The organism is Amycolatopsis sp. NPDC058340, from assembly GCF_042723975.1.
Taxonomy (GTDB): Bacteria; Actinomycetota; Actinomycetes; order Mycobacteriales; family Pseudonocardiaceae; genus Amycolatopsis.
The window spans coordinates 18,380-43,923 of the sequence record NZ_JBHXIB010000063.1; the positions used below are offsets into that span (position 1 = coordinate 18,380).

General features: G+C 69.5%; 22 protein-coding genes. 11 read left to right on the forward strand and 11 right to left on the reverse strand.

Annotated features, from left to right (window positions below):
- Positions 1–290 precede the first annotated feature (290 nt).
- From ACFWIW_RS37650 to ACFWIW_RS37665, 4 genes are read right to left on the reverse strand one after another with little or no spacing between them, the layout of a single operon-like run.
- Positions 291–1,373: a thiamine-monophosphate kinase gene (locus tag ACFWIW_RS37650; RefSeq protein ID WP_378372848.1), complete on the reverse strand. Its 1,083-nt coding sequence runs from the start codon at positions 1,371–1,373 to the stop codon at positions 291–293.
- Positions 1,357–1,947, reverse strand: a complete 591-nt coding sequence (gene dcd, locus ACFWIW_RS37655; RefSeq protein WP_378372849.1) for a dCTP deaminase — start codon at positions 1,945–1,947, stop codon at positions 1,357–1,359. The genes ACFWIW_RS37650 and dcd overlap by 17 nt, the downstream gene beginning before the upstream one ends.
- Complete coding sequence (locus ACFWIW_RS37660; protein ID WP_378372850.1) at positions 1,938–2,687, reverse strand: hypothetical protein; 750 nt, start codon at positions 2,685–2,687, stop codon at positions 1,938–1,940. The genes dcd and ACFWIW_RS37660 overlap by 10 nt, the downstream gene beginning before the upstream one ends.
- Entirely contained in the window at positions 2,684–3,991 is a 1,308-nt protein-coding gene (locus ACFWIW_RS37665; RefSeq protein ID WP_378372851.1) for a helix-turn-helix transcriptional regulator, read from the reverse strand. Before ACFWIW_RS37665 ends, ACFWIW_RS37660 begins: the two co-directional genes overlap by 4 nt.
- 692 nt (positions 3,992–4,683) lie before the next feature.
- On the opposite strand from ACFWIW_RS37665, the gene ACFWIW_RS37670 reads away from it, so the two are divergent.
- Complete coding sequence (locus ACFWIW_RS37670) at positions 4,684–5,325, forward strand: hypothetical protein (protein WP_378372852.1); 642 nt, start codon at positions 4,684–4,686, stop codon at positions 5,323–5,325.
- Here ACFWIW_RS37670 and ACFWIW_RS37675 read toward each other — a convergent pair.
- A complete protein-coding gene (locus ACFWIW_RS37675) occupies positions 5,231–5,896 on the reverse strand; it encodes a class I SAM-dependent methyltransferase (RefSeq protein ID WP_378372853.1) in 666 nt (221 codons plus the stop codon). The two genes, ACFWIW_RS37670 and ACFWIW_RS37675, sit on opposite strands and share 95 nt — an antisense overlap.
- A 92-nt stretch (positions 5,897–5,988) precedes the next feature.
- The gene (locus ACFWIW_RS37680) at positions 5,989–6,678 is read right to left on the reverse strand and encodes a DUF998 domain-containing protein (RefSeq protein WP_378372854.1); all 690 of its coding nucleotides are present in this window, start codon (positions 6,676–6,678) and stop codon (positions 5,989–5,991) included.
- Positions 6,679–6,910: 232 nt separating this feature from the next.
- Here ACFWIW_RS37680 and ACFWIW_RS37685 point away from each other — a divergent pair, with 232 nt between their 5' ends.
- A complete protein-coding gene (locus ACFWIW_RS37685; protein ID WP_378372855.1) occupies positions 6,911–9,409 on the forward strand; it encodes a M14 family zinc carboxypeptidase in 2,499 nt (832 codons plus the stop codon).
- 108 nt (positions 9,410–9,517) lie between these two features.
- Here the strand turns inward: ACFWIW_RS37685 and ACFWIW_RS37690 are convergent, their stop codons facing one another.
- Complete coding sequence (locus ACFWIW_RS37690) at positions 9,518–10,597, reverse strand: DnaJ domain-containing protein (protein ID WP_378372856.1); 1,080 nt, start codon at positions 10,595–10,597, stop codon at positions 9,518–9,520.
- Between the two features lie 184 nt (positions 10,598–10,781).
- Between ACFWIW_RS37690 and ACFWIW_RS37695 the strand changes: the two genes are divergently transcribed.
- The 6 genes from ACFWIW_RS37695 (at position 10,782) to ACFWIW_RS37720 (ending at position 16,821) form a co-directional block, all read left to right on the forward strand.
- Positions 10,782–11,615, forward strand: coding sequence for an alpha/beta hydrolase family protein (locus ACFWIW_RS37695; RefSeq protein WP_378372857.1), 834 nt, complete (start codon positions 10,782–10,784; stop codon positions 11,613–11,615).
- A gap of 392 nt (positions 11,616–12,007) precedes the next feature.
- Entirely contained in the window at positions 12,008–13,417 is a 1,410-nt protein-coding gene (locus tag ACFWIW_RS37700; protein ID WP_378372858.1) for an APC family permease, read from the forward strand.
- Positions 13,414–14,313 carry an ROK family protein gene (locus tag ACFWIW_RS37705; protein WP_378372859.1) on the forward strand — a complete coding sequence of 300 codons (900 nt, stop codon included), beginning with the start codon at positions 13,414–13,416 and terminating at the stop codon, positions 14,311–14,313. The genes ACFWIW_RS37700 and ACFWIW_RS37705 overlap by 4 nt, the downstream gene beginning before the upstream one ends.
- Before the next feature lie 101 nt (positions 14,314–14,414).
- Complete coding sequence (locus ACFWIW_RS37710; protein WP_378372860.1) at positions 14,415–14,969, forward strand: NADPH-dependent FMN reductase; 555 nt, start codon at positions 14,415–14,417, stop codon at positions 14,967–14,969.
- A gap of 23 nt (positions 14,970–14,992) precedes the next feature.
- Positions 14,993–15,973 carry an ATP-binding cassette domain-containing protein gene (locus ACFWIW_RS37715; protein WP_378372861.1) on the forward strand — a complete coding sequence of 327 codons (981 nt, stop codon included), beginning with the start codon at positions 14,993–14,995 and terminating at the stop codon, positions 15,971–15,973.
- Positions 15,970–16,821 carry an ABC transporter permease gene (locus tag ACFWIW_RS37720; protein WP_378372862.1) on the forward strand — a complete coding sequence of 284 codons (852 nt, stop codon included), beginning with the start codon at positions 15,970–15,972 and terminating at the stop codon, positions 16,819–16,821. Before ACFWIW_RS37715 ends, ACFWIW_RS37720 begins: the two co-directional genes overlap by 4 nt.
- A 24-nt stretch (positions 16,822–16,845) precedes the next feature.
- Here the strand turns inward: ACFWIW_RS37720 and ACFWIW_RS37725 are convergent, their stop codons facing one another.
- Positions 16,846–19,971 carry an ATP-binding protein gene (locus ACFWIW_RS37725; RefSeq protein ID WP_378372863.1) on the reverse strand — a complete coding sequence of 1,042 codons (3,126 nt, stop codon included), beginning with the start codon at positions 19,969–19,971 and terminating at the stop codon, positions 16,846–16,848.
- Positions 19,972–20,227: 256 nt separating this feature from the next.
- Here ACFWIW_RS37725 and ACFWIW_RS37730 point away from each other — a divergent pair, with 256 nt between their 5' ends.
- Positions 20,228–21,502 (forward strand): cytochrome P450, encoded by a 1,275-nt coding sequence (locus tag ACFWIW_RS37730; protein ID WP_378372864.1) that lies wholly within the window; start codon positions 20,228–20,230, stop codon positions 21,500–21,502.
- A 3-nt stretch (positions 21,503–21,505) separates the two neighbouring features.
- Here the strand turns inward: ACFWIW_RS37730 and ACFWIW_RS37735 are convergent, their stop codons facing one another.
- The gene (locus ACFWIW_RS37735; RefSeq protein WP_378372865.1) at positions 21,506–22,132 is read right to left on the reverse strand and encodes an alpha-ketoglutarate-dependent dioxygenase AlkB; all 627 of its coding nucleotides are present in this window, start codon (positions 22,130–22,132) and stop codon (positions 21,506–21,508) included.
- Between the two features lie 57 nt (positions 22,133–22,189).
- Here ACFWIW_RS37735 and ACFWIW_RS37740 point away from each other — a divergent pair, with 57 nt between their 5' ends.
- Positions 22,190–23,011: an alpha/beta fold hydrolase gene (locus ACFWIW_RS37740; protein ID WP_378372866.1), complete on the forward strand. Its 822-nt coding sequence runs from the start codon at positions 22,190–22,192 to the stop codon at positions 23,009–23,011.
- On the opposite strand, the gene ACFWIW_RS37745 is transcribed toward ACFWIW_RS37740, so the two are convergent.
- Positions 22,983–23,570 carry a hypothetical protein gene (locus ACFWIW_RS37745; RefSeq protein ID WP_378372867.1) on the reverse strand — a complete coding sequence of 196 codons (588 nt, stop codon included), beginning with the start codon at positions 23,568–23,570 and terminating at the stop codon, positions 22,983–22,985. The two genes, ACFWIW_RS37740 and ACFWIW_RS37745, sit on opposite strands and share 29 nt — an antisense overlap.
- A 123-nt stretch (positions 23,571–23,693) precedes the next feature.
- On the opposite strand from ACFWIW_RS37745, the gene ACFWIW_RS37750 reads away from it, so the two are divergent.
- Complete coding sequence (locus tag ACFWIW_RS37750; RefSeq protein ID WP_378372868.1) at positions 23,694–24,299, forward strand: hypothetical protein; 606 nt, start codon at positions 23,694–23,696, stop codon at positions 24,297–24,299.
- 129 nt (positions 24,300–24,428) lie between these two features.
- Here the strand turns inward: ACFWIW_RS37750 and ACFWIW_RS37755 are convergent, their stop codons facing one another.
- On the reverse strand, positions 24,429–25,379 hold the full coding sequence (locus tag ACFWIW_RS37755; RefSeq protein WP_378372869.1) for an RluA family pseudouridine synthase: 951 nt from the start codon (positions 25,377–25,379) through the stop codon (positions 24,429–24,431).
- Positions 25,380–25,544: the final 165 nt, after the last annotated feature.

Genomic DNA, 25,544 nt, shown 5'->3' on the forward strand with positions numbered 1-25,544 from the left:
TTCTGGGCCGAATGGGTGTTCCCAAAGGCGGCGAGGAGGCGAATCGCTGACACACGGCGACATACGTGACAGGGAATTTCCTCGTCGCTGGTCCATTCGTCCCTTCCCCGGGTGGCCCGTGGCCATGCGTGACAACCGGTGTCGCCCGCGTGCGGACGTTTCGAGGTGATCGGAGAACGCTACGTGATCTTATGGATTCACCGAACGGCATTACTGCCGACGCGGTCAATGTCCGTTGAGGCGTCCTTTGGTGAAAGCGGGGCGCGGAGCGGCTTTCCGCGCCCCGCGGATCAGCTCGCCCGCTTGCCGAGCACCTCGGTGATCAGCCTCGGCAGCTCGCCGCCGTGCCACGAACTCGGCGAGAACCGCTCCTGCGCGATCCCTTCCCAAGGCTCGCCGTCGTCCAGCGAAATGCCTTCCTCGCGGGGAACGAGCACGCCGATCTCCTGCGCCGCGACTCCTTCGACGGCAAGGGTCTTTTTGGCGAGCTCGACGTCCTCCGGCCGCACGGCGACCACGAGTGTCCAGTCGCCCCAAGCCTGCGCGAGCTCGAAGCGGCCGAGTCCCGACTGCGCGCAGACGTCGGCGAGCGGCTCGTCCAGCCGGATGGCCGTCGTGATCCGCGCGCCGAGGCCGTTGGCCCCGCAGAGGGTCCGCACGGTCGGGAAAAGGCCGTCCGAGACGTCCATCGCCGCGCGTGCCAGCCCCGCCGTGGCGAGGGCGTTTCCGGCGGCCACCTGTGCCATCGGCTCGCAGGCGCGTCGCCGGATGTCGGCGACGACCGAATCGGAGAGCCGCGCCTGCTTTTCGACGAGCAACGCGTACGACCACAGGTAACCGGGCGAACCGACCAGCAGCAGGCGATCGCCGGCCTCGGCACCCAGCCGCCCGAGCCTGCCGCCGGGGACGCAGCGCCCGATCGCGGTGGCGGTGAGCTGCCGGACCGGGCCGTCCCGGAGATCGCCGCCGACGACCTTGGTCCCGTGCACCTTCGTGCAGTCGTCCACACCGTCGAGAAGCCGCCGGAATTCCCCCGCGGTGGTCGTTTTCGGCAGCGTGTAGTTGACGACCAGGCCGAGCGGCGTCGCGCCGGCCGCCGCCAGATCGGACAGGTTGATCGTCGCCAGCAGCCAGCCGGCGTGATACGGATCCGTTTCACCCAGGATGGTGACCAGTGGCGTGGGACAGCTGTCGGTGGTGGCCACCAGCTCGCCGCGAAGCCCCTCTTCGGCGTCGAGGACGGCGCAGTCGTCCCCGAATCCGCGGACGCCGCCGTAGCGCGGCCGCAGGATGTGCTCCAGGATCGCGTGCTCGCCCAGGTCTCCGAGGCGGACGTCGTCGCCGACCGGCGAGAGTTCAGTTACGGCCGACATGATCCGCCAATCGGGACGGGGCCACGTTGTGGTCGCTGGAATAGTTGTGCGGCAGCGTGCCGTAGGGCTGGTCGCTTCCGGTGGAGGCGAACAGCATCAGGTTGCAGATCCGCGCCCCGGGATGCAGCAGTACCGGATGCCGCAGGTGGTTCACGATCTCCAAGGTCAGCACGGCGCCCTTCTCGTTGCCGAAGCCGGGGCTGACCTGTCCACAAAGGACGACGCCGATGCCGAGCCGCGCGTAGTCGCTCGTGCCGTCGACGAGCCCGGCGAGCTTCTCCGAAAGCCCGATCTTCTCCAGCGTCGGCGCGAGGACGACCTCGCCGGGCTCGACGCACAGCCGCCCCTCGACGTCGAGTTCCTTCGGCCGGAGTTCCGGATAGGTGCTCCGGTCGGCGATGTCGACGGTACCGGTCGATTCCAGCGCGAACGCCTCGCGCCCGAGCCGCAGGCTGATCGCGGCGGGGCGGACGAGGGCGGGCTCGAACGGGGTGATCGTGAGTTCCCCGGTGCGGTGCGCGCGTTTGATGGCCCGGTCGGTCAGGATGCCGCGGCGCGGCAGGCTCAGCGGCATGACGCCACCGCTTCCGCGACGGCGCCGACCAGGACACGGAAATCGGTCTCGGTCAGTTCGCCGTTGGGCTGGTCGTCGGACTCGCCGGGCTCGCAGTAGACGACGGTGGTGCTGGTGCGATGCGGTCCCTGGATCACCACCGTCGCGGTCAATCCAGCGGCGATCGGCCGCACGGTGTGCACGACGGCGGTGTCGCACGAGTAGACGTCGCCGAGCCGGACGTGCGGGGTCTTGTCCACCGCCAGCCGGGCTCCGCCGTCCGCGAGCAGCGCGGCCGGATTCGCCGGATCGGAGCCGTAGCGGTACCGGTCGTACGGCTTCCCGCCGTCGGCCGTTTCGTGGAACTCGACCATGTGCAGGCCTTCGCCCGCGACGATGGCCGAGGCGAATTCCCACCGATGGCTGTGCGGATTGGATTCGCCGCGGGACGGTTCCGCGGATTCCGGCCAGACGTGGAGCCGGATCCGGAAATCGGGCGAGGCGTGCAGCACCATTTTGGCGAATCCGTTGGGATGCCAGTAGGAACGCTTCGCCGCGGCACGGACGGCTTCTTCGTCACCGAGGATTTCTTCGAGCCACGAAAGGAAAACGTCGGGGGAGTCCTGGACGTGTCGCGCGATCGTGCGCAGCCAGGGAAGGTCCGCTTCGCCGCGGCCGGGGCGGGTGCCGGTGACCTCACGAAGGAACGCGTGCGCGCCTGCCGGAACGGCGGTGAGGGTCGATGGCGGGGTGTCGATCATGGAGTTCCTGGAATTCCTGGAGGGCTGAGCGGGGGCGCCGCGGCGGCGAAGGCGGCCGCGCGCAGCGCGGTTACTGCGTCCAAGGTCTGCCAGATGGGTAGATCTCCGCTCTCCCAGGCCCACAGCCCCTGATCGGCGTCGTAGCGCTCCCAAAGGGTTCCGAGCGCCCGGTTGAGCCGGGGGAGTGGCAGGAAGGGTGCGGTGGCGAGCGCTTGGACGACCCAGGCTGAGGTGAAGTGCCGGATGATGATCCGGGTCGTTCCTTCACCGTCGGGGCGAGGCCTTTCTAGATCCTCTGCCACGCCATCGTCCGAATGCGACCGGTCGATGAGCCATTGTGTGGCTTCGTCGGCCGCCTCACGGACGTCGGAGCGATCTTCACGGCTGCGCAGGACGTCCCGCAGGGCGACGACCGACCGCGCGGTGTGCACGACCGATGCCTCCGGGGCGACGAGCCCGGCCTCGTTCTTCTCCGGCCACAGCAGTGAACCGTCGAAGTCGAGCCGGGCCGCCAGGAGGGCGTCGATCAGCCGGTCGGTCAGCGGGGCGTCCGGCCGCAGCCGGACCGCCGTGTGCAACACGGCGGACAACAGGTACGGGCGGGTCCGGCTGTACGGGTCGAGCTCCTCCCCGATCAGGAGCGACCCCTCCAGCTGTTTCAGCCCGTCTTCGGCGGACATGGTGCTGGTGCGGAAAAGCGCGTCCACCACCGACGCGGTGGTCTCCGGCCGCCTGCCGCCCGCGCGGCCCCGCCAGCCGTGTGCCGACTGGAGCCGGTAGAGATCTTCGGCGAGCGTATGTAGGTCGATGTAGGGGTCGCCTACCACCAACATGGTGTTGATCCCGTAGGCGGTGCTGAGCGCCTTCGGCCCGGTGCTCTTCTGCAGGTTGTGCCGCCAGCCCAGCGGTTTCCCGTCGGCGTCGCGGATCAGGCGCTCGGCGAGTTTGGCGCCGACGGTGTGGAACACCTGCAACAGCGACCGCGAGGTGTCGACGACGCCGGCGTCGCCGACGGTGGGCGGGGTGTGCTCCTGGGGCGAACGGGCCGTCTCGACCAGGGTGAACAGCGCGTTCGCGGCACGGAAGTGGTCGTCGAGCTGGCGGGCGTTATGCGTCGACGGCAGGTATTTGCCGGTCTCCCATTGGGTCAGGTTCGCCCTGGTCACCCCGATGATCCTGGCCGTTTCGGCCTGGGTTTCACCCGCGGCCTTGCGCAGCCGCCGCAGCTCACGGCCGACACCCGACGCGGTAACGGTTTCCGCATCGGGGCTTACCGGCCGTCGCCCGGCCGATGTAGGCTTCATGTAGGCACTAGACACAGGCTTACCTACCTTTAGTAGGCAAAGTAGGGCGGTGACTGAACGTGCACACAACGGGGAGAGTACAGCAAGCGGATCGGACCGCGCTGGCGCGTCGGTCAATGTCGTGTCACGGCGGGCGAGTCGTCGCATCAGGGCCTGTTCTACCTGGTCCTGGGGTACGTGACCCACCCGAACGCCAGGGCTGGTCCGAACAGGGCACGACCGAAGAGCGGATGCTGTCAGCCAACTGAATGTGACTCTGTGCATCCGTATCGGTTCGCGTCGCCTGCGGGCCACACGAATGCCGGAGTAGGCGTCGTGTGTGCCGACCCGAGTCAGTGCTTCGCCGCATCGGGGGTGAACCTCATGTCCCACCACGAGAACCACACGGCAGCGCCCCGATCTTGGTTCGATCGACTTCTCGAACGCTTCCACGAATGGCTTTTCGCGTCCGGCGAGGACACCAGAGCGGCCGCTCGTGGCTGGCAGGTGGCCCGGGTGCCGAACAGCAGGCGCCGTGTCTACCGCGATCCCCGCTGGGACACCGTGCACGCGTGCGAACCGTGCGGAGGCACGGGGTGGTGGCCCTACGAGGACGCCGTTTGCCCGGACTGCGCCGGTGCCGGTGTCGTCCGCTCCATTCCCGCGGCGGCCGTGGCCGCCGAGCAAACCGCCGGACGGACAGGAGGAAGGTCATGAGCCGTTGGCAGGAACCCCAGGCGATCGCCGAGCTGGCCAGGGAGATCACGGTGGTCAGGAGGCCCAACCCGGTCACCGCCCTTTATCACTGGCGATACGAGATCGGCGCGCTCCTCGTCCTCCCGTACGCGCTGTTCTCGCTTTTCCACGCGGTCGGCCCGATCTGGGGTGCGGTCGTGCTGTTCGGTATCGCGAACTGGCTGTTCTACTGGAAATCGGCGCGGAGGTTCGTCCGTGACCGGCTTCGCTCGATCGTCGTGCAGCACCGGCTGCGGACCGGGTTCGCCCGGGCCAGGGTGTGCACCCTCGACGGCAAGCTGCCGGTGATCCTGTGGACCAGGCCGCGCGGCGACGAGGTCGAGGTCACCGTGTTCTGCCCGGCGGGGGTCGGCTACGAGCGCATCGAACAGCGGCGGGCGCTGCTGGCGGCGGCGTGCTTCGCCTCCGACGTCCACGTGTACCGCCACCACAAGCGTGCGAACGTGGTGCACCTTTCGGTGTGCACCGCGCGGCTGCGCAAGGACGCCGCCGACGACGCCGAGCTCACGCCCGCGCCACGATATGCCGGGCAGACGGACGGTGCCGCCATTCCCCTTCCGGCGCCTTTCGCAGGAACGCCTCGCGCAGTTCGGCGATGAACTCTTCACCGCGCGCGTCCGCCAGCGGCCGCATCGGCCCCGAACGGGTGTGCGCGGTGAAGAACGTGTCGGCGTCGGGGTGGACCATCGGGAACGACAAGGGTTCGTCCCGTTCGATCGTCGCGCCTTCCAGCGCGGGAACGAGTCGTTCCTCCCACGAGCGATCGCCTGCCGGGACGCGTTCGCGGAGCACGTCGGACAGCACCGTGAAGGCCCCGCCCGCTTCGGTGCTGTGGGGCCAATAGACGACCGAAAGCACTCCGCCGGGACGTAGCGCGCCGGTCCAGGACCGGAGCGCCGCGTCGGGTTCGGGCAGTTGCTGGAGACCGAAGACCGAGACGATCGCGGCGGCCGAGCCCGGATCGAGTTCCGAAGCGTCGCCCTCGGCGACGCGGACGAGCGCGTTGCCCGCGGCCCGCCTCCTGGCCCTCGCGGCCATACCCGCGGACAGATCGATGCCGACGATCTCGCGGCCGGGCAGGTGCCCGGTGAGCACGTCGAGCTCCGGGAAGGTGCCACAGCAGGGGACGAGGACGGGCCCCTCGGGCAGCGCCTGGGGAAGGGCGCGCACCGCCGCGGAGACCCAGGGCGCGAACCGCGGGACGTAGTAGGCCTCGTAGCCGTCGGCGGCTTCGTCCCAGGCGCGGGCGAGGCGTCCGGCGCTCAGGACGCGGTCTCCAGAGCCTCGGCCCGCTCGGTCACCGGGGCGGTGACCACGCGCGCGGGGATGAGCAGTGACGCCAGGGCGACCAGCCCGGTCAGCGCCATCGCGCGTTCGACCAGCCCGAGCGGGATCGCCCGCCACCAGGGCTCGCCGCCGTTCATCGAGACCACGATCGCCCCGAGGATCACGCCGAACCAGGCCAGGGCCGCCACCGCGAGCACCCGGGTCACGGCGCGCCGCGCGGGGGAGGAGGGGAAGACGGCTTTCGCCGCGAACCACACGGCCAGCGGCAGGCAGACGAAGGCGACGACGCTCGCGATCCGGTGCACCGTCCCGCCCGTGCTCGGCCCGATCGCCCAGTTGTTCTTGGGGAACGCCACGATCACCACCAGGCTCACCGTCCAGAGCGCGCAGAAGACCGACGCCGCGGACAGGGCGGGAAGGTGTTTGCGGCGGATCAGCGCGCCGAAGCCGATCGCCGAGCCGAACGCGACCAGCAGGACCGCGACGTCGAAGATCCACTTGTTCTCGCTGAGCGCGTATTCGCTGATGGTGCGGCGGACCGGGCTGATGTCGCTGGTGGCGGGGAGGACCTGCAGCAACAGGATCAGCAGCGCTCCGCCGGCGACGGAGACCACGGCGGCCAGCAGGGCCAGCGGTGACCTGGCGGTGACCTGGGGCGTCGTCATGGTTGAAAGGTAACCACCCAACCTGAAGGTTTTCTTAGGCCTTCCTGTCGAAATCGACAGGGAAGTCCCTTTACGCGCGTGTGCGAGTGATCGTTCCAGCACGGACGGTGAGATCGTTGGGCCGAAAGAGGTGCAGGCGACTTGTGGCGGGTCCCTCCGGCGGGGCCGCGGGTCTAGGGTCTCGCTACCGGTGACCTCACCCGGTCACCGGACTGTCCAAGGAGGTCAGTCTGTGGGGTATTCACCAAACCGGCGAAGAGCGGGATGGACGGCGGCGACCCTGGTGCTCGCCGGCACCTTCGTGGCACTTCCGTCGGCCACGACGGCGGGGGCCGCGGACAACGTGGTGCGAGCCGATCAGGCCGTGCCGCGGTCCTGTTTCGCCGCATTGCAGAAGCCGGGTACGTCCGGCACCGATCGGCGCGAGTTCACGTCCACAGTGGACGGTCTGCTGCAGGCCCGCCTGGCGCCGCGCGGCGGAAACGAGGGCGACTGGGACATCGCGGTCTTCGACAAGGCCACCGGCGCCGTGGTCGCCGCGTCCGCCGCGTTGCGCACCCACGAGCTCGCCGAAGGCTTCGTGAAGAAGGACCAGAAGCTGGTCGTGCAGACCTGCCGGTACGACGGGCGGACACGCGACGCGGTACTGGGGGTCGACTTCCTCTCGCTCACCCCGCAGGGGACCCCGACCGGCGCCGCGCCCGCGCCGCAGCGCGCCGAGCTGGTCCGGGTCGAGACGCCCGCCAAGCAGGACAAGGACAAGCTCCTGCGGCTCGGGCTGGACGTCACGGAGAAGGCCGACGCCACCGGCGTCGAGGTCGTCCTCGCCAACGACGCCGACCGCAAGACGCTGGCGGACAACGGCTTCAAAGCGAAGGTGGTCGACGGCGACCTTTCGGCGCGGTCGATCCAGAACGCCAAGACCGACCGCGAGTACGCCGCGAAGACGCCGGGCTCCACCCTGCCGTCCGGGCGCACGAGCTACCGGCACCTCTACGACTACCAGTTCGAGGTCAAGGAACTGGCCCGCAAGAACCCCCGGCTCGTCACGGCGTTCACGCTGCCGCAGCCGACCTGGGAAGGCCGCGACGTCGTCGGTCTCGAGATCGCGACCGACGTCAAGAACATCGCCGACGGCAAACCCGTCAACTTCACCATGGGCGTGCACCACGCCCGTGAGTGGCCGGCGGGCGAACACGCCATGGAATGGGCCTACGAACTGGTCAAGGGCTACACCGGCAGCAACGCCGAGATCCGCGGGCTGGTCGGCCGGACGCGCAACATCATCGTGCCGATCGTCAACCCCGACGGCTTCGAAATCTCCCGTGAGGCCGAGCCCAAGGGCGACTTCTCGCGCTTCGACTACGAGATGAAGCGCAAGAACTGCAACGTCAACGACTCGCCCAAGGAGTTCGCGACCGGCGTCTGCAAGGCCAACCCCGGCGGCCGTGAACGCGGCACCGACCCGAACCGCAACTACGCGGGCTTCTGGGGCGGCGCGGGCGCGTCGACCGTGTGGCGCAGCGACACGTTCCGCGGTGCCGGGCCGTTCTCCGAGCCCGAGACGCAGAACATCCGCTCGATCGTGTCGAACCGCCAGGTGACCAACCTGATCACGCTGCACACCTTCTCGAACCTGGTGCTGCGTGTCCCGGGTGTCGCCGCCGTCCGCCCGCCGCTCGACGAGCCGGCGTACAAGGCGCTCGGCGACAAGATGGCCTCGCGCAACGGATACACCAGCCAGCCGTCGTGGGCGCTCTACGACACGACCGGCTCGACCGAGGACTGGTCGTACTGGGCCACCGGTGGCTGGGGCTTCACGTTCGAGGTCGGCCCCAACGAGTTCCACCCGCCGTTCGCCGACGGTGTCGTCGCCGAATACACCGGTGTCGCCCCCGCGGCGGGTGCCGGCAAGGGCGGCAACCGGCAGGCCTTCGTGGACATGCTGGCCAACACCGCGGACCCGGCGGCGCACTCGACGCTGATCGGCACCGCGCCGAAGGGCTACCAGCTGAAGCTGCACAAGACCTTCCAGACGCCGACCTCCCCGGTGGTGCAGCCGGACGGCTCGACGAAGCCGCCGATCTACGTGACCGACGACCTGAACTCGTCGCTGTCGTCGACGGGTGGCCGGTTCGCGTGGTCGATCAACCCGTCGACCCGTCCCTACGTCGCGGGCCGCTACGGCCGTGAACCGCAGGGGCCGGCACAGCCCGCGATCCAGGCCGTGAACCCGGCCGGGGTCCCGGCGATCAACCAGAACTACCCGACGGACCCGACCTCGGAGAGCTTCACGTTCCACGTGGACGGGCTCCCCAAGGTCGACAACGGGAAGTTCAGCGTCGACGTCAAGTGGGCCAGCCAGGACACCGACTGGGACCTGTACGTCTTCGACGCCGCGGGCAACATGGTGTCGTCGTCGGCGAACGGTTCGACCACCGAGGAACACGCGATCCTGTACGACCCGCCCGCCGGGGACTACCGGGCCGTGCTGGTCAACTACTCGCAGGCGAACCCGTCCACTGTGGACGACTGGACCGGCGGCGTGTCGTTCCAGTCGCCGATCCCGCCGACCTACGGTCCCAAGGAGGCGTACCAGCTGACCTGTACGTCGCCGAAGGGCAAGCTCGTCGGGCTGACGGACGTCTACATCGACCGCGGCCAGACGGTCGACGTCGGTGAGGTCTGCACCCGGTCCGCGCGTGCCAACAAGGAGCGCTCGGGCCGGTAGCTCCTCGTTTCGCGCGTGAAGGCCCCCTTCCCTCGGCTCAGTCGAGGGAAGGGGGCCTTCACGCGCTGCCGTTAGCCGCGTTCGCGACACAGGGGCGAGCCTGAGTCCCTAGCCGGTGCCGACCACCCGGTCCCGCACCACCCGCATCGTCGCCGCGTCCACAGTGGACGGTTCCGCCGCAAGCCAGCCGCCGATCTCGTGCAGGAACTGCTCCGGCGTCATCGGCGGCGCGGGGGAAGGGTCGTCGAGATCCGTGGTGATCTCACCGGTCCGGCTCGGGTACACGATCATCGCCCCGCGCAGCGTGACGCCGGGCAGTACCCGCCGGAACTCGGCGAGGCTTTCGGTCAGCCTGCTCCCGCCGCCGCGGAAGGCGCGGCCGTTGCGCAGCAGGCGGTCGTCGTCACCGGTTTCGTAGTGTCCCGGCAGCCATAGCTTCGATTCGACGAGCACGAGCCGCTTCCCGCACAGCACCGCGTGGTCGACGTCGGCGAACACCGAGTCCGGCCACGAGAGGCCGTGGAAGATCCGCGCGCCGGGCAGCCGGGTCAGGTAGCGCTCGAGCATGTCGGCGGTGAGCCGCTCGGCGAGTTCGTCGGTCTCGACGCCGGGGGTGCCGAACACGCGTTTCCCGCCGAATTCGGCGGCGAACCGGTTCTTGGCGCGGGAAGCGGCCAGATAGCCGCGCGCGAGCCGTTGCACCAGCAGGGCGGTTCCGGCGGTCAGGAGCAGCCAGACGATCAGCGTGGGGGCCGAGAAGCCGACCCCGGTCAGCACCGGCAGCAGGACCAGCACCATCCCGCCGACCGCCGCCACCACGGGGGTGTGCCCGGGGCCGCGACGGCGGCCGTGGCGCACGCGCTCGTCCTGTGCGGCGAATTCCCACCATTCGAGGTCGTCCGGATCGATCACGACCGGCTCGGCCTCGTAGCCGGGTTCTTCGCCGAACCGACGCCGCGGCCGCGGCCGGATCGGGACGCGCACCGAGCGCCCGCCCGCGTCGTAGCCCGCGCGCCGCATCGGGTCGCTGAGCGTGTCGTAGGCCTCGCGGACCAGCTGGAACGTGAGGGCGGATCCGCCGGTGTCCGGGTGATGCGACTTCGCCAGGCGCCGGTACGCGGTCTTGATCTCGTTGACCGAGGCGGCCTTGCCCACGCCGAGCACCTCGTAATAGTCGACGTCGGGCACGGGCGGTTCACCTCCAAAGGGCCGGGCCGCAACACTATTCGGCCGCCGCCGCTCGCTCGCAACCACCTCCGCGGCGCGTCGGGGTGACGTCGCGGGCATACTGTTTCGCTTGTGGCGGAACGAGGTCCGCCTCCGGCACGTCCTGGATATCGTGGAGATCGACAGCACACGAGGAAGGATCGCGGTGGGAGAACCGGTCACGGGCACGGCCGCTGGGGTGCCGTTCACCGTCTTGCCGCCATCTGCCGAGGTCAGCGGACCCGCTCCGGTGGTCGTCGCCTGGCATATGATCGATTCGCCCCGCTCCGACGCGGCGTTCGCGGCCGCGTTGCCGCTGGCGGGGGTGCCGGCGTGGCGGGTTTACCTCGGAATGCCGTTGTGCGGCGCGAGAATGGTCGACGGCTCGATGGACGCCGTGATCGAGCGCGCCCGGCGTGACGCGATGCTCGCGTACGTCGACCCGTTCGTCCGCCAGGCGGCGCTGGAATTCCCCGCCGCCTTGGCCGAACTGCGTGAACGCTTCGGCTTCGACACGTCCCGCATGGCGGTCGTCGGCGGGTCGCTTGGCGGAGCGGTGGCGCTGACGATCCTGGCCACGCGGGAGATCCCGGTCCGTGCGGCGGCCCTGATCAACCCCGCCGTGCGGGCGCGTTCGGTGGTCGGCTTGGTGGAAGGCCTGCTGGAACAGCCGTATCCGTGGAGCGACGAGGCGGAGCAGGCCGCGGATCAGCTCGACTTCGTCGCACGATCGGGTGAAATTTCGGCGCGGGAAACGCAAGTTCCGCTGCTGCTTGTCTCCGGCGAGGACGACTATCCGTCGCTGCGCGCCGACGCCGACGATCTGGTCGCCGCGCTGCGCGAGGGGTACGCCCGTCCGGACGACGTCGGCCTGGCGAGGGTGCCCGGTCTCGCCCATCCGCTGGCCGAAGATCCGGGTATCGAGCCCGCGCCGCAACTGCCGATCGCGAAACTGGTGGACGACACGCTCACCGAGTGGCTGGCGCGCCACCTGGGCTGACGCCGGCAGCCGGGCTGCGGAACGGGCCGGGGTTTCGGGATCACGAACGCGACGCCGGCCAGCAGCTCCGCGACGCTCGACCGCGTGCTCCCTGTCGTACGCCTGTGTGCCGACCGGCCTGAGTGCGCGTGACGGGCCCCCGCGGGCAGGAACGGGCGTCCGGTGCCCGTGATCACGACCGGAACACCGCACCGCCCGGGGACTCTCGCGGAGCGGTTCGAGGTTCTGCTCGATAAAGCCCTTGGCGGCGCGCTGCGATCGTCCTGATACGTCCCTGGTCGGCCCTTTCGGGCAAATCCGGGTGGACCGGTGCGCGACAACTTCGCCGCATGGCCTTCCGACACGCCCGAAATTATGTTAAGAAACTTTACTAACTAACAGGGAGGCGCGTTTTGAGTTCATCCCCGCGGCCGGGGCTCGAGCGGAAGATCGGGCCGCTCCAGGCGACCGCCATCAACATGACCCAGATGTGCGGGATCGGCCCGTTCGTCACCATCCCCGCGATGGTGGTGACCCTCGGCGGCCCGCAGGCCATGTTCGGCTGGCTCATCGGCGCGGTCATCGCGCTGGCCGACGGCCTCATCTGGGCGGAACTCGGCGCCGCGCTCCCCGGTGCCGGCGGCACCTACGTCTACCTGCGCGAGGCGTTCGGTTTCCGCACCGGCAGGCTCATGCCGTTCCTCTTCGCCTGGAGCGCGGTGCTGTTCATCCCGCTGATCATGTCCACCGGCATCATCGGGCTCGTCCAGTACCTCGGGTACCTGATCCCCGGGGTCGCCGACGACGGCGGGACGACGACGCTCGGCAAGGTGATCGGCCTCGGGATCATCGCCCTGATCGTGCTGGCGTTGTTCCGCAAGATCGGCGAGATCGGGAAGCTGACCACCGTCCTGTTCGGGATCATGCTGTTCGCCGCGCTGTCGGTGATCGTCGCGGCCTTCACCCATTTCGACGGCGCGCAAGCGTTCGCCTTCACGCCGGGCGCGTTCTCGTTCGGCGGCGGCGCGTTCTGGGCCGGGCTCGGCGCGGGCCTGATCATCGCCATCTACGACTACCTCGGCTACAACACCAGCGCCTATCTCGGCGGCGAGGTGCGTGACCCCGGCCGGACGCTGCCGCGCTCGATCATCCTCTCGATCCTCGGCATCATGAGCCTGTATTTCCTGCTGCAGCTCGGTGTCCTCGGCTCGATCCCGCTGGAAGAGCTGAAGAACGCCACTTCGGTCGCCTCCACCGTGCTCGAACAGGCGTGGGGCACCGGCGCGGCCAAGGTCATCACCGTGTTCATCGTGATCGCGGCGATCGGTTCGGTGTTCGCGGGCCTGCTCGGCGGTTCGCGGGTCCCGTTCGAGGCCGCGCGCGACAAGGTGTTCCTGCCGGTGTTCGCCAGGCTGCACCCGAAACTGAACCTGCCCACGGCCGGTGTGCTGACGATGGGCGCCATCGCCGCGGTCGGCTCGCTGTTCACCCTGACCGCGGTGATCAACGCGGCGGTGACGGTGCTGGTGATCGTCCAGTCGCTCGCGCAGGTCGCGGCGATCGTGGTGCTGCGGCGGCGACGGCCGGAGCTGGAGCGGCCGTACCGCCAATGGCTCTACCCGATCCCGACGATCATCGCGCTGCTCGGCTGGGTCTACATCTACTTCTCCGCCACCTTGCTCTCGATCGGGCTTTCGGTGGGCTGGATCGTGCTCGGCGTGGCGGCGTTCCTCGCCTACGCGAAGGCGGAGCGCGTGTGGCCGTTCGGGCCGAAGGGGATTCAGGAAACGTTCGCGGGGGCGGCAGAGGGGGCCGGGAAGTGACGGGGGAACAACTGATCCTGGGGATCGACTTCGGCGGGACGAAGGTCGCGATCGGGCTTGCCGACCGAGCCGGGAGCCTGCTGGTCACCCGGCGTCTCGACACCGACGCGCAAGCGGGCGCCGAGCAGGTGGTGAGCCGTGCGCTCGCCGCCGCGCGGAAGCTGCTCGCCGACGAAGGCGCCGCGGACCGGCTGGTCGCGATCGGCGTGGTCAGCCCGGGCATCGTGCTGGAGGACCGCATCCTGCTCGCGCCGAACGTGCCGGGCTGGGAGGAACTGCGGCTGCGCGAACTCGTCGCGGCCGAGTTCGAGGGCGTCCCGATCGAAGTGGGCACCGACGCCAAGGCGGCGGCGCTCGCGGAATGGCGATGGGGGGCGCTGGCGGACACCGATCCGGCGGTGTTCCTCTCGCTGGGGACCGGGATCGCCGCGGCGGTCCTGGTCGGCGGCCGGCTGCTGGCCGGCGCCAACGGAGCTGCGGGAGAGATCGGGTACAACCTCCTCTCACCGCAGGACACCGACGGGTTCGCCAGCGGAGCGGCGCCGCTGGAGGAAGCCGTCGGTGGGCGTGGGCTGGGCGGCCGGGCGAGTGTGCTGCTCGGCCGCCCGGTGACCGCGGGCGAGCTGTTCGGCCTCGCCAGGGAGAACGCGCAGGCGAAGGAACTCGTCGGCGCGGCACTCGACGAACTGTCGATGCACGTCGCGAACCTCGCCATCGCGCTCGACCCGCAGCGCATCGCCGTCGGCGGGGGATTGGTCCGCTCGGCCGACATCCTGCTGCCGGCGCTGCGCGAGCGGCTGGCGCGGGCCGTGCCGTTCCCGCCGGAACTGGTGTCGGCGAAATTCGACCAGGACGCGTCCCTGCTGGGCGCGATCGCGATCGCGCTGGACGCATAGCGAGATCACCGACCGAAGCCGCCGGGCCTTCGCTAGATCCGATCTAGCGAAGGCCCGGCGGCTTTCTCGCGCCTGAGGGGTGAGGCGAGAGGAGGTCGGTCATGGACGCCAGTCCGCTACGGGTCGCGGTGATCATCGGCAGCACCCGTGAAGGACGGGTGGGGGACACCGTCGGCGAGTGGTTCACCGGCCGGGCGGAACGCCGGGAAGACCTCGTCACCGAAGTGCTCGACCTGGTCGACTTCGACCTGCCCGCCGGGCTGCCGGAGCACCCGACGCACGACATGAAGCGGTTCGCGCGGCTGGTCGACGAGGCGGAGGCGTTCGTCGTCGTCACCCCCGAGTACAACCGCAGTTTCCCGGCGTCGCTCAAGCAGGCGATCGACTGCGCCTACGACGAGTGGCGCGCGAAACCGGTCGGCTTCGTCTCCTACGGCTACCGCTCCCAGGGGCTCTACGCCGTGGAGCAGCTGCGCACGATCTTCACCGAGCTGCACACGGTGACCATGCGCGACACCGTGGCCTTCAACCTCCTCGACGGCACCCTCTTCGATTCCGACGGGCAAGTACAGGCGGTGACCACCCTGCTCGACGCACTCGCCTGGTGGGGTCTCGCCCTGCGCGAAGCGCGCGCCGCCCGCCCCTACGTCTGCTGAAAGCTTCTGAAAGGAAACGGAAAATGAGTGAACTGGCCATCGAAGCCTCGGGGCTGGTCAAGGTGTTCGGCGAGAACCGGGCGGTCGACGGGATCGACCTGAAGGTCCCCGCCGGCACCGTGTACGGCGTCCTCGGGCCGAACGGCGCCGGCAAGACCACCGCGGTGAAGATGCTCGCGACCCTGCTCCGCCCCGACGGCGGTGAAGCGCGCATCTTCGGCAAGGATGTCGTCCGCGACGCCGACGCGGTCCGGTCCATGGTGAGCCTGACCGGGCAGTACGCCTCGGTCGACGAAGACCTGACCGGCACCGAGAACCTGGTGCTGATCGGCAGGCTGACCGGGCACCGCAAACCGGCCGCCCGCGCACGGGCGGCGGAGCTGCTGGCGGCGTTCGGCCTCACCGAGGCCGCGGGACGGCAGGTGAAGAACTACTCCGGCGGGATGCGGCGGCGGATCGACATCGCCGCGAGCATCCTCAACACCCCGGACGTGCTCTTCCTCGACGAGCCGACGACCGGGCTCGATCCCCGCAGCCGCAACCAGGTCTGGGACATCGTGCGCGCGATCGTGCAGCACGGCACCACCGTCCTGCTGACCACGCAGTACCTCGACGAGGCCGACCAGCTGGCCTCGCGGATCGCGGTCATCGACCACGGCAAGGTGATCGCCGAAGGCACCAAGGGCCAGCTGAAGGCGTCGGTCGGCGCGGGCGCCGTCCACGTCCGGCTGCGCGAGGCCGGCCAGCGGCCCGAGGCCGAAGCGCTGCTCGTCCGGAACCTGGAGGCACAGGTGCTCCTGGAACCGGACCCCGTCGCGCTGACCGCCCGGCTTTCCGGCGAGAGCACCGAACAGGGCGCCGCCGAGCACGCCGCGCGCGCTCTGGCCGAACTCGCCCGCGCCGGAATCGTCGTCGACACCTTCTCCCTCGGCCAGCCGAGCCTCGACGAGGTCTTCCTGGCCCTGACCGACCGCACCGCCACGCCTGAGGAGAGTGCAGCTTGAGCACCACGGCAGTCAAAGACAACGAACCCGTTCTCGCGGCACCGAAGGCGGAGGATCTCGCCGCCGTCCTGATCGCGAAGAACCGCCCACAGCGTCCCAGCGCGCTGTCGGCATCGGTCACCTTCGGGTGGCGCGCGATGCTGAAGATCAAGCACGTGCCCGAGCAGCTGTTCGACGTCACGGCGTTCCCGATCATGATGACGCTGATGTTCACGTACCTGTTCGGCGGCGCGCTGTCCGGCTCGCCGACGCAGTACCTGCAGTTCGTGCTGCCGGGCATCATGGCGAGCAGCATCCTGATGATCACCATGTACACCGGGGTGGCGGTCAACACCGACATCGAAAAAGGCGTCTTCGACCGGTTCCGCACGCTGCCGATCTGGCGGCCGTCGGCGATGGTCGGCTACCTGCTCGGCGACATGCTGCGTTACCTCATCGCCTCGCTGGTGATCCTCGGCGTCGGGCTGATCATGGGCTTCCGTCCCGCCGGGGGAGTCGGGGGCGTGGCCGCCGCGATCCTCCTGCTGCTGGCGTTCTCGTTCGCGTTCTCGTGGATCTGGACGATGTTCGGCCTGTTGCTGCGCAGCGAGAAGTCGGTGATGGGGGTCAGCATGATGGTGCTGTTCCCGCTGACCTTCCTCAGCAACATCTACGTCAATCCGGAGACGATGCCGGGCTGGCTGCAGGCCTTCGTCGACGTGAACCCGGTGACCCACGTGGTCGCGGCGGTCCGCTCGATGATGGACGGCGACTGGGACGGCGGCGAGATCACCTGGGTGCTGATCGCCGGCGCGGTCATCCTCGCGATCTTCGGCACCTTGACGATGCGGCTCTACAACCGCAAATGAGCCGGGGGTAGGTCCCCTGGCGGCTCACAGCCGCCAGGGGACCTTGTTCTCGGGCGCGTACCGGCACGAAGAACCGGTGGTGACCGACGCGCGCAGGTGCGCGGCCAGCGCCGGATGCTGCTCGTCGAGTTTGCGCAGGGTGTCCCGGATCCGGGCGGTGACCGTCTTGCGGGCGCGTTCGGCCTCGTCGCCGAGGCGCCGGGTGCGGCCGCCGAGCCCGGCCGCGGACCGCAGCTCGGCGAGCAGCGCGTCCCGCTCCCGGTCCAGCGCGGCGGCGCGCGTGTCCTGTCCCAGCCCGGTCGCGGTGTCGATCAGTTCGTCGAGTTCGTCCAGCCGCGCGCGGTACCGGGCCTTCGCCTCTTCGTCGAGGACGGCGTCCCCGCCGAGACTCTTCGCGGCGACGACCACCTCGCCACCTTCGGGATCGAGCAACCGCACGGCCGCCACGTCCGAGCCCGGCCTGCCGAGCAGGAAATGCAGATCCCGCAAGCCTTTCGAGTCCGGAAGGTGAGCGGTGACGCCGTCGAAGTGCAGCGTCCACACGGCTTCGTCGCGGCGGAACTCGGCCGTCGGCGCCGCCGGGGTCCGTGCGGCCTCCCGCGCCCGCTTCACCCTGGCCACGACCGGTCGCATACCGAGCGCGGTGGCTTCTTCGGCCACTTCGGACAGCAGGTTCACCGCGGCCGTCGCGTCGCCGTCGAGGTTACGGCCGAGCAGGGCGTCCGCCAGCCAGGACTTGGCCTCGGTCGCCCAGACCGTCGCCCTGAGGCGATCCGCGGAGAGCATGGCACCGCGCAACCGGTCCACCGCTTCGTTCCACCGTTCCTGCGCGAGATCGAGCCTGCCGAGCCAGAGGTCGACCGGGCCGGAGATCTCGCAGCCGTACAGGGAAACCAGCCATTCCCCGCTGTAGGGCAGGAGAAGCGCGCGGGCGGCTTCACAGCGTTCGGGATCGCGTGAGACCGCCGCCGTATGCGCCTGACAGCGCAACCACAACGCTTCCAGGTCACGCGGATACGGCTTCACGTCGGCCGCGAGATCGGTGAGCCGGACGGCCTCCCCGGCATCCTCGCGCTGGGCCGCGGTGATCGCCTCCAGCAGCCGGCCGTACGCGTACCCGTTGCGGGAGATCTCCCGGTGCAACCCGGCGAGCTCGTCGAACCGCCCCTCCAGGCACCACCGGGCCCACCGCTGCAACTGGTTCAGATCACCGAAATGGGGATGTTCGTCGCCTTCGTGGCACGAGATCACCTGCTGGATGAACGCCTCGGCTTCGGCGAACCGGCCCTGGAGCGTGGCGATGATGCTCTGGTCGATCCGGGACGCCAGCTGCGAACTCGGCGCCCTGCCGGTGGCCGCCAGGGCGAGGAATTCCTGATATTGCTCGAAATACCGGGGATCGCCCTGTTCGAGCAGCGCCACCCATTTGAACGACGCCGCGTAGTGCTCCAATTCCGGGTTCGAAGTGCGGCGGCCGACGAGGACCAGTTCGTCGGTGAGCCGCTCGCGTTCCGCGGCGCTGCCCGGCCCCCAGATCGCGTCGTGCCGGGCCCACAAACCGAACAACAGGGCGGAATCGTCCTGGTCGTCGCGGGCGGTGATCATGATGTGCGCGGTCAGTTCCTGCGTCATCTCTTCGACGGTGACGTCCCGGCCGGGCTCACGGCCGCACAGCCGTCCATGCGCTTCGGTGAGCACCTTGACCGTCTCGTCGGCCCGCAGGCCCTTGTGATCGGCGCGGATCAGGGTCAGCGCCAGCCGGGCGAGGAGATCGTCGTCGTCGAGTTCACGGATGAGCACCGAGACGTCGTCGAGGACCTGCCTGCCCTCCTCCGTGTCCTGGTGGCGGGTCAGATGCGCGCCCAATTCGAGCGCGATGACCGCCTGGCGCCGCCGGTCTTCGACGATTTCCATCGCCCGCCGGTAATGCGTGGTCGTCTCCTCGATCGCCATCCGGCCGGTGGCGTCGATCGCGGCGGCGAGCAGCAGGTCGACGGCCTCGTCCGGATCGACTTCCCGGCCGGCGAGCAGCGCGTGGCGGGCCATGTCCGCGGGGAAGAGCCGGTCCGATGTCGACGGCGTCTCGCGGGCCGCCGCGACGACCGCGGCGTGCTGTTTGCGGCGGTCCGGTTCGGACAAGCTCGCGTACAGCGTCTCGCGGACGAGGTCGTGGGCGAAGGCGAACCGGCCCTGCCCGTGCACCACGACCAGCCGCGCCGCGACCGCCTGATCGAGCAGCCGGTCCACCTGGGGCACGGGCGCCGACGCCACCCCCGCGAGCAGACGGCGGTGGAATTCCCTGCCCAGCACGGACGCGGTGGTCAGCAGATCGAGAACCGGCTGGGGGAGCAGGGAAAGCCGTCTCTGGAGGGCGTCGGCCACGCCCGGGGCGATGGTCTCGGCGGAACCGCCGCTGTGCCACAGCCGCGCCGTCTGCTCGACGAAGAACGGATTCCCGCCGGTGCGGCGGTGGACTTCGGCGACCAGTGCGTCGTCGGGCTCCGCGCCGGCCGTCCTGGCCATGAGCGTGCCGACCTCGTCCGGTTCGAGGCCGGTGAGAGTGACCGAAGTGGCCTTCGCGAGCAACGGCAGCATGAGCGAGCGAAGCGGGTGATCGGTCGCTTCGACCTCGACATCCCGGTACGTGCCGATCAGGAGCAGCCGTTCGAACCAGGTGTGCTGGGCGGCGAACTCGAGCAGCCGCAGCGACGCGGCGTCGGCCCAGTGCAGATCGTCGAGCACCACGACGACCGGCTGGTCCTGGGAAGCGGCAACCAGCACGCTCGTCACCGCGTCGTACAACCGGAACCCGTCCGCCGCGCCGTCGCCGCGCGACTCGCCGAGCAGGACGTCGAGCGCGCTGTCGGCCATCGCGGCCCAGCAGCGCTCGCCGACCGCGCGCCGCAGCCCGCGGACCACCTGTGTCCACGGCCAGTAACCCGGGGCGCTCGCCGAGTCCCAGCAGGACCCGTTGAGCACGAGGGCGCCGAGACGTTTCGCTTCTTCGGCGGCGCCGGTGACGAGCGTGGTCTTGCCGATTCCGGCTTCTCCGGTGACCAGCACCAGCCCGCCGTGGCTTTCGGTGGCACGGGCGATCTCCGCGCGGAGCACCCCCGCGGGATGGTCACGTCCGATGAGCGCGGCTGACATGTCCGAATCCTCCCAGTAGGGTCCGACAATCTCACGACGCGCGCCCGCTGTCAGGCGTTACCGCCGGTCCGTCGTGACCGACGGTGACCGACGTCTCCCGGCCGCCGGGAACCCTTGACAAGGGAAATCCGACTTTCTGGACGTGAGTAATCGAGTGGGACGGCGGGTGAACAGCCGTCGAAGTTCCTGCCCCGATGGGCGAAGGCGGCCTGTTGTGCCAGGTCAGGTGGTCGCGGGCTGGAGTAGGGTGCAAAGTATGGGGAGCATTCGCTCGCGCGTGCTGGCTTGGATCGGCCGCCGTTACCTCGCGCGTCAGCAGAAGAACGGGTTCGACCTGTCCAAGATGTCGGTCATCCCGGACAACGCGCTGCTGCCGCTCAAACGCGACGGGCTCGACCCGGTGGCCGAGCTGGGCCGGATCCGCGCGGCGGAGCCGATCAGCAAACTCGACCTGCCGTTCGGGATGAACGGCTGGCTGGTCACCGGCTACGACGAGGCCAAGGCCGTGCTGGGCAAGGTCGGCGAGTTCAGCAGCGATTTCACGAACCTGGTCGGGAACGCCGGCGTGACCGAGGACCAGAACCCCGGCGGGCTCGGGTTCGCCGATCCGCCGGTGCACACCCGGCTGCGGCGGCTGCTCACACCGGAGTTCACCATGCGCCGGCTTTCGCGACTGACGCCGCGGATCGACGAGATCGTCGCCGAGCAGCTCGACGCGATGGAGAAGGCGGACGGCCCCGTCGACCTGTGGGAGGCCTTCGCGCTGCCGATCCCGTCGCTGACGATCTGTGAGCTGCTGGGTGTCCCGTACGAGGACCGCGACGACTTCCAGCGGCTGAGCACCGCGCGGTTCGATCTCTTCGGCGGCGCGGGCGCGTCACTCGGTGCGATGACCGAGTCACTGTCCTATCTGGACGAGATCGTCAAGAAACAGCGCGAGAACCCGGGCGACGGCCTGCTCGGCATGCTCATCAAGGAGCACGGCGACGAGATCGACGACCGCGAACTGGCGGGCCTCGCCGACGGCGTGCTCACCGGCGGGCTGGAGACCACGGCGAGCATGCTCGCGCTCGGCGCGCTCGTGCTGCTCAAGGATCGCGAGCTGTTCGAGACCGTCCGCGGCGACGACGATGCCGTCCACAAGTTCGTCGAGGAACTGCTGCGGTATCTGACCGTGGTGCAGATGGCCTTCCCGCGGTTCGCCAAGGAGGACATGGAGATCGCCGGTGTCCGGATCGCGAAGGGCGACATCGTGCTGGTGTCGCTCAGCGTCGCGAACCGCGACGGCGTCCTCGGCGAGGACATGGAGAAGTTCGACGCGACCCGCGAGCCGACGTCGCATCTCGCCTTCGGCTGGGGCATCCACCGCTGCATCGGTGCCGAACTGGCCAGGATGGAGCTGCGCACCGCGTATCCCGCGCTGGTCCGCCGGTTCCCGGAGATGCGGCTGGCGATCGCGCCGGAAGAGGTGGGCTTCCGGAAGGTCTCGATCGTCTACGGCGTCGACGCGCTGCCTGTGTCTTTGGGCTGATCCTCAGGCGACTCCTCTCGGGCGGAACTGGATGCTGATCCTCGGGCCGACCGGTTTGGCGGTTTTGGGGACGGCGTGTTCCCAGGTGCGCTGGCAGCTACCGCCCATGACGATCAGGTCGCCGTGGCCGAGGGCGTGGCGGACCGTCTCGCCTCCGCCACGCGGGCGCAGCGCCAGCTGCCGGGCGGCACCGACCGAGACGATCGCGACCATGGTGTCTTCGGTGCGGGAGCGGCCGGTGTCGTCGCCGTGCCAGGCGACACTGTCGCGCCCGTCCCGGTAGAAGCACAGGCCGGAGGTCGCGAACGGCTCGCCGAGCTCTTCCGCGTAGTGCGCCGAAAGCGTCTCCCTCGCTTCCGTGAGGATCGGGTGGGGGAGCGGCATGCCCTCGCGGTAGTAGCTCAGCAGCCGGGGAACGGCGACGACACGGTCGTACATCTGCCGTCGTTCGGCATGCCACGGCACGTCTTCGGCGAGCCGGGTGAACAGTTCGTCGGCGCCGGTGAGCCAGCCGGGCAGCACGTCGATCCAGGCGCCTCGGGTCAGCTCGGTGCGCCGGAGCCCGTCGAGCGAGCCGAGCCCGAGCGCGGCGCACTCGTCGAACAGCGAGGCTTGAAGGGCGGGGGTCATGGCAACCGAACCTACCCCGGATCCGATCATTTGTCGAACGGGTGTTCGAGTGGGTAAATGACCTGCTTTCTGTCGGTGCCGTCGGGCACGATGGTCGGCATGATCCACACAGTGAAGTCCGCGGACGGGACGCCGATCGCGTTCGAACGACGCGGCGAGGGGCAGGCGCTGGTCGTCGTCGCGGGCGCGGGCAACGACCGGCACGGAGACGAACCGCTGGTCGCGGAGCTGACGGCCGAGTTCTCCGTGGTGACTTACGACCGCCGGGGCCGGGGCGGCAGCGGCGACACCGCGCCGTACGCGGTCGAGCGCGAGATCGAGGATCTGGCCGCGGTCGTCGCCGCGATCGGCGAGCCGGTGATCGTGCACGGCATCTCCTCGGGCGGCGCGCTGGCGCTGCTCGCGGCCGCGGCGGGAGTGCCGATGACACGCCTGTCGGTGTTCGAGCCGCCCTATCGCGGCGAGACGGAAGAAGTCCCCGAGGGGTATGCCGACGAGATGCGCGAGCTGGTCGCGGCGGACCGGTGGGACGACGCCGTCGCGCTGTTCACGATGTCCGCGGTCGGCACGCCGGCCGAGGCCGTCGCCGCGGCCAAGGCGACGCCGATGTGGGCGGAGCTGCGATCGTTCGCGCCCACGCTCGTCTACGACGCCTTCGTGATGAGGGATTCCAAAGTGCCGGGCGAACTGGCGTCGATCGAGACACCCGTGCTCGTGGTGAACAGCAACGGCAGCACCGACTGGCTGAAGGCCGCGGCGCTCGCCGTGGTGAAGACGGTCCCGGATGCGCGACAGGTCGAGCTGGACGGGGAGTTCCACAGTGTCCCGCCGGAGCGCCTCGCCCCGGAGCTCACCGCGTTCTACCGGGATCCTCGATGAGGCGCAGATAGGCGGCACCGCGCGGGGAGATCCGGTAGCCGACTTCGAGGCTGAGCGTCAGGCCGAGGTTCTTCAGCTTGCGGATGTCGACCTTCAACGGTTCCTTCTCGCGGCCGAGGAGATCGGCGAGCTCTTGCGCGCGGCGGCCGGGATTTTCGGCGATGAGCCGCAAGGTCTCGTGCGTCCACGGGTGGCGTCTGTCCATCTCGGACAAGCGCTTGCCGATGGCCTCGGCGTCCTTTTCGGACAGTTCGGCGTCCGTGCTGAGCGCACGCCGGGGATCGGGGCCGAGGTAGCGCAGGTGGATCCGGTACACCGGCGCGTCCGCGGGGCCGCGCAGTGTCCCGCGGACCGCGTTCGCGGACTCCGCGCCGGAGCGGCGGGCGTCGTCCTCGGTGATGCCGGCGGGGTCGACGATCTCGACCGAGACGACCTCGATCACCCCTGCCTCCAGGCGCATGACGTCGCCGGGGCGGACGTTCTGTTTCGACCAGCGGCGGAAGGCCAGGTCGATCGTCCCGGCCGCCAGTCCTTCGAGGACCGTCAAGGAAAGGATCACCGTCGTTACCCAATCAGCGGGACGCCGGGGCGTCAACGTCTTGTCCGACGACGGTTCGTGCTCGTACAGTCGCAGCCTGGTCCTGGTCTGGACCACCGCCGCCCCGAATGCGCAGGAGGCAGGATGCGGAGACGACTTCGGACCGCCGGGGTGGTCGCGACGGCCGTCCTCGGCCTGATCGCGTCGGCGATGCCGGCGAACGCCCAGGTCGGAACGGGGCCCTGGACGGTGGAGAACCCGTCGTTCAAGGTGCAGGAACGCGGATGCGGCAAGGTCGACGGGCTGAACTTCGAACTGACCTGCTCCACCGGAAGCGGGGACCAACGGGCGGAACGACGCTACGTCACCTACACCGGCGGGACCCGGCAGTTCGAGGGGTCGTTCCGGATCACCAGCATGGCGGGCACCCGGATCAGCCTGAAGCAGACCTTCCGCGACGCGCCGACCGCCGGACCGTACTTCATGCTCGCGGTCGAACGCGGCGGGCGGCTCTACGCCGTGCACGGCGGGGACACCGTGGGGAGCGGCGCGACCGTCGGGACGTCGGTGCGGGTCAACACCGTGCACCAGGTCGGGAGCACGCACAAGGTGTACCTCAACGGTTCGCTGAAGCACACCGTGAGCAGCAGCGGCGGGAGTTATTACGACAAGTTCGGCGCCTACCGGACGGCCAGTGGCGCCGGGCCGGTCAAGGTGACTTGGAGCGGGATCAAGTTCTGGCGGAAGTGACCCGCCTCGTTTTTGCTCGGCTGTCCTTCACGCGCCACCACTGTGACTGCTGGTGCAGGTGGGGCGCATGTGGCACCGTCTGGTCCGTGAGGGCCTCCTTCCCTACCTTGAGGGTAGGCAAGGAGGCCCTCACGGACCTGCGACCACCGGGCCGCGGCGCCAAGCGTCGAGGTCCGTCCACGCCTGGAGCGTCCGCCTGCTTTCGAACCGGCGGTGTTCCCCGGTGACCGGATCGGTGAACTCGAGGACCTTCGCCAGCAGCTGCAAGGGTTCGGTGAAGTCGTCGAGCGGGGTTTCGGTCAGCTCCGGGTAGAAGTCGTCGCCGAGGATCGGCAACCCGAGGCCGCTCATGTGCAGCCGGAGCTGGTGGGTACGGCCGGTCGCGGGGATCAGGCGATAGCGGCCGAGACCGTCGCGGTGCTCGATCAGCTCGACGCGGGTCTCGGCGTTGGGCGGCCCGTCGATCTCCTGCGCGGCGATGACCCCGCGTTCCTTGACGATGCGGCTGCTGATCTCGCGCGGCATCGCGACGGCCGGATCGTAGCGCGCGACCGCCTCGTATTCCTTGTGTACCAAGCGGTCCCGGAACATTGTCTGGTATTTGCCGCGGACTTCGGGCGTGCTCACGAACAGGATGAGGCCCGCGGTGACCCGGTCGAGCCGGTGCGCGGGGGTGAGCCGTGGGAGGTCGAGCTCTCGGCGCAGCCGGACCAGCGCGGTCTGCAGGATGTGCCGTCCGCGCGGGATCGTCGCGAGGAAATGCGGTTTGTCGGCGATGAGGAAATGCTCGTCGCGGTGTAGCACGGAAACCTCGAACGGCACCTCGACCTCGTCGGGCAGGTCGCGGTGGAACCAGATGAACGAGTCCGGCACGAACGGCGAATCGACGCCCAGCGGACCGTCCAGTCCGACGATGCGCTCCTCGCGGAGCATTTCCTCGATCCGTTCGGGTGCGACGCGGGGAAGCCGCTCGACGAGGTGCTCCCGCAACGTCGTCCACGGCCCCTCGGCGGGCATCTTGAGCCTCGCGGGGTCGAGCCCGTGACGGGGCGGGAGCGGCGGGCGGAGCTTGCGTCTCATCACCGCGCACTCTAGCCGTGCTCCTGGTCGCGAGCGGCTTCCGGCGGGTGTCGCGGCGCCGCTCGCGGGTGCTCCGTGCGTTGGGCAAGACCCAATAACACCCAAAAAACAAGAGAAAATTGGGTTAGCAAACAACGCCGAGTTGTGAAACCAGGGGGGGGTTTT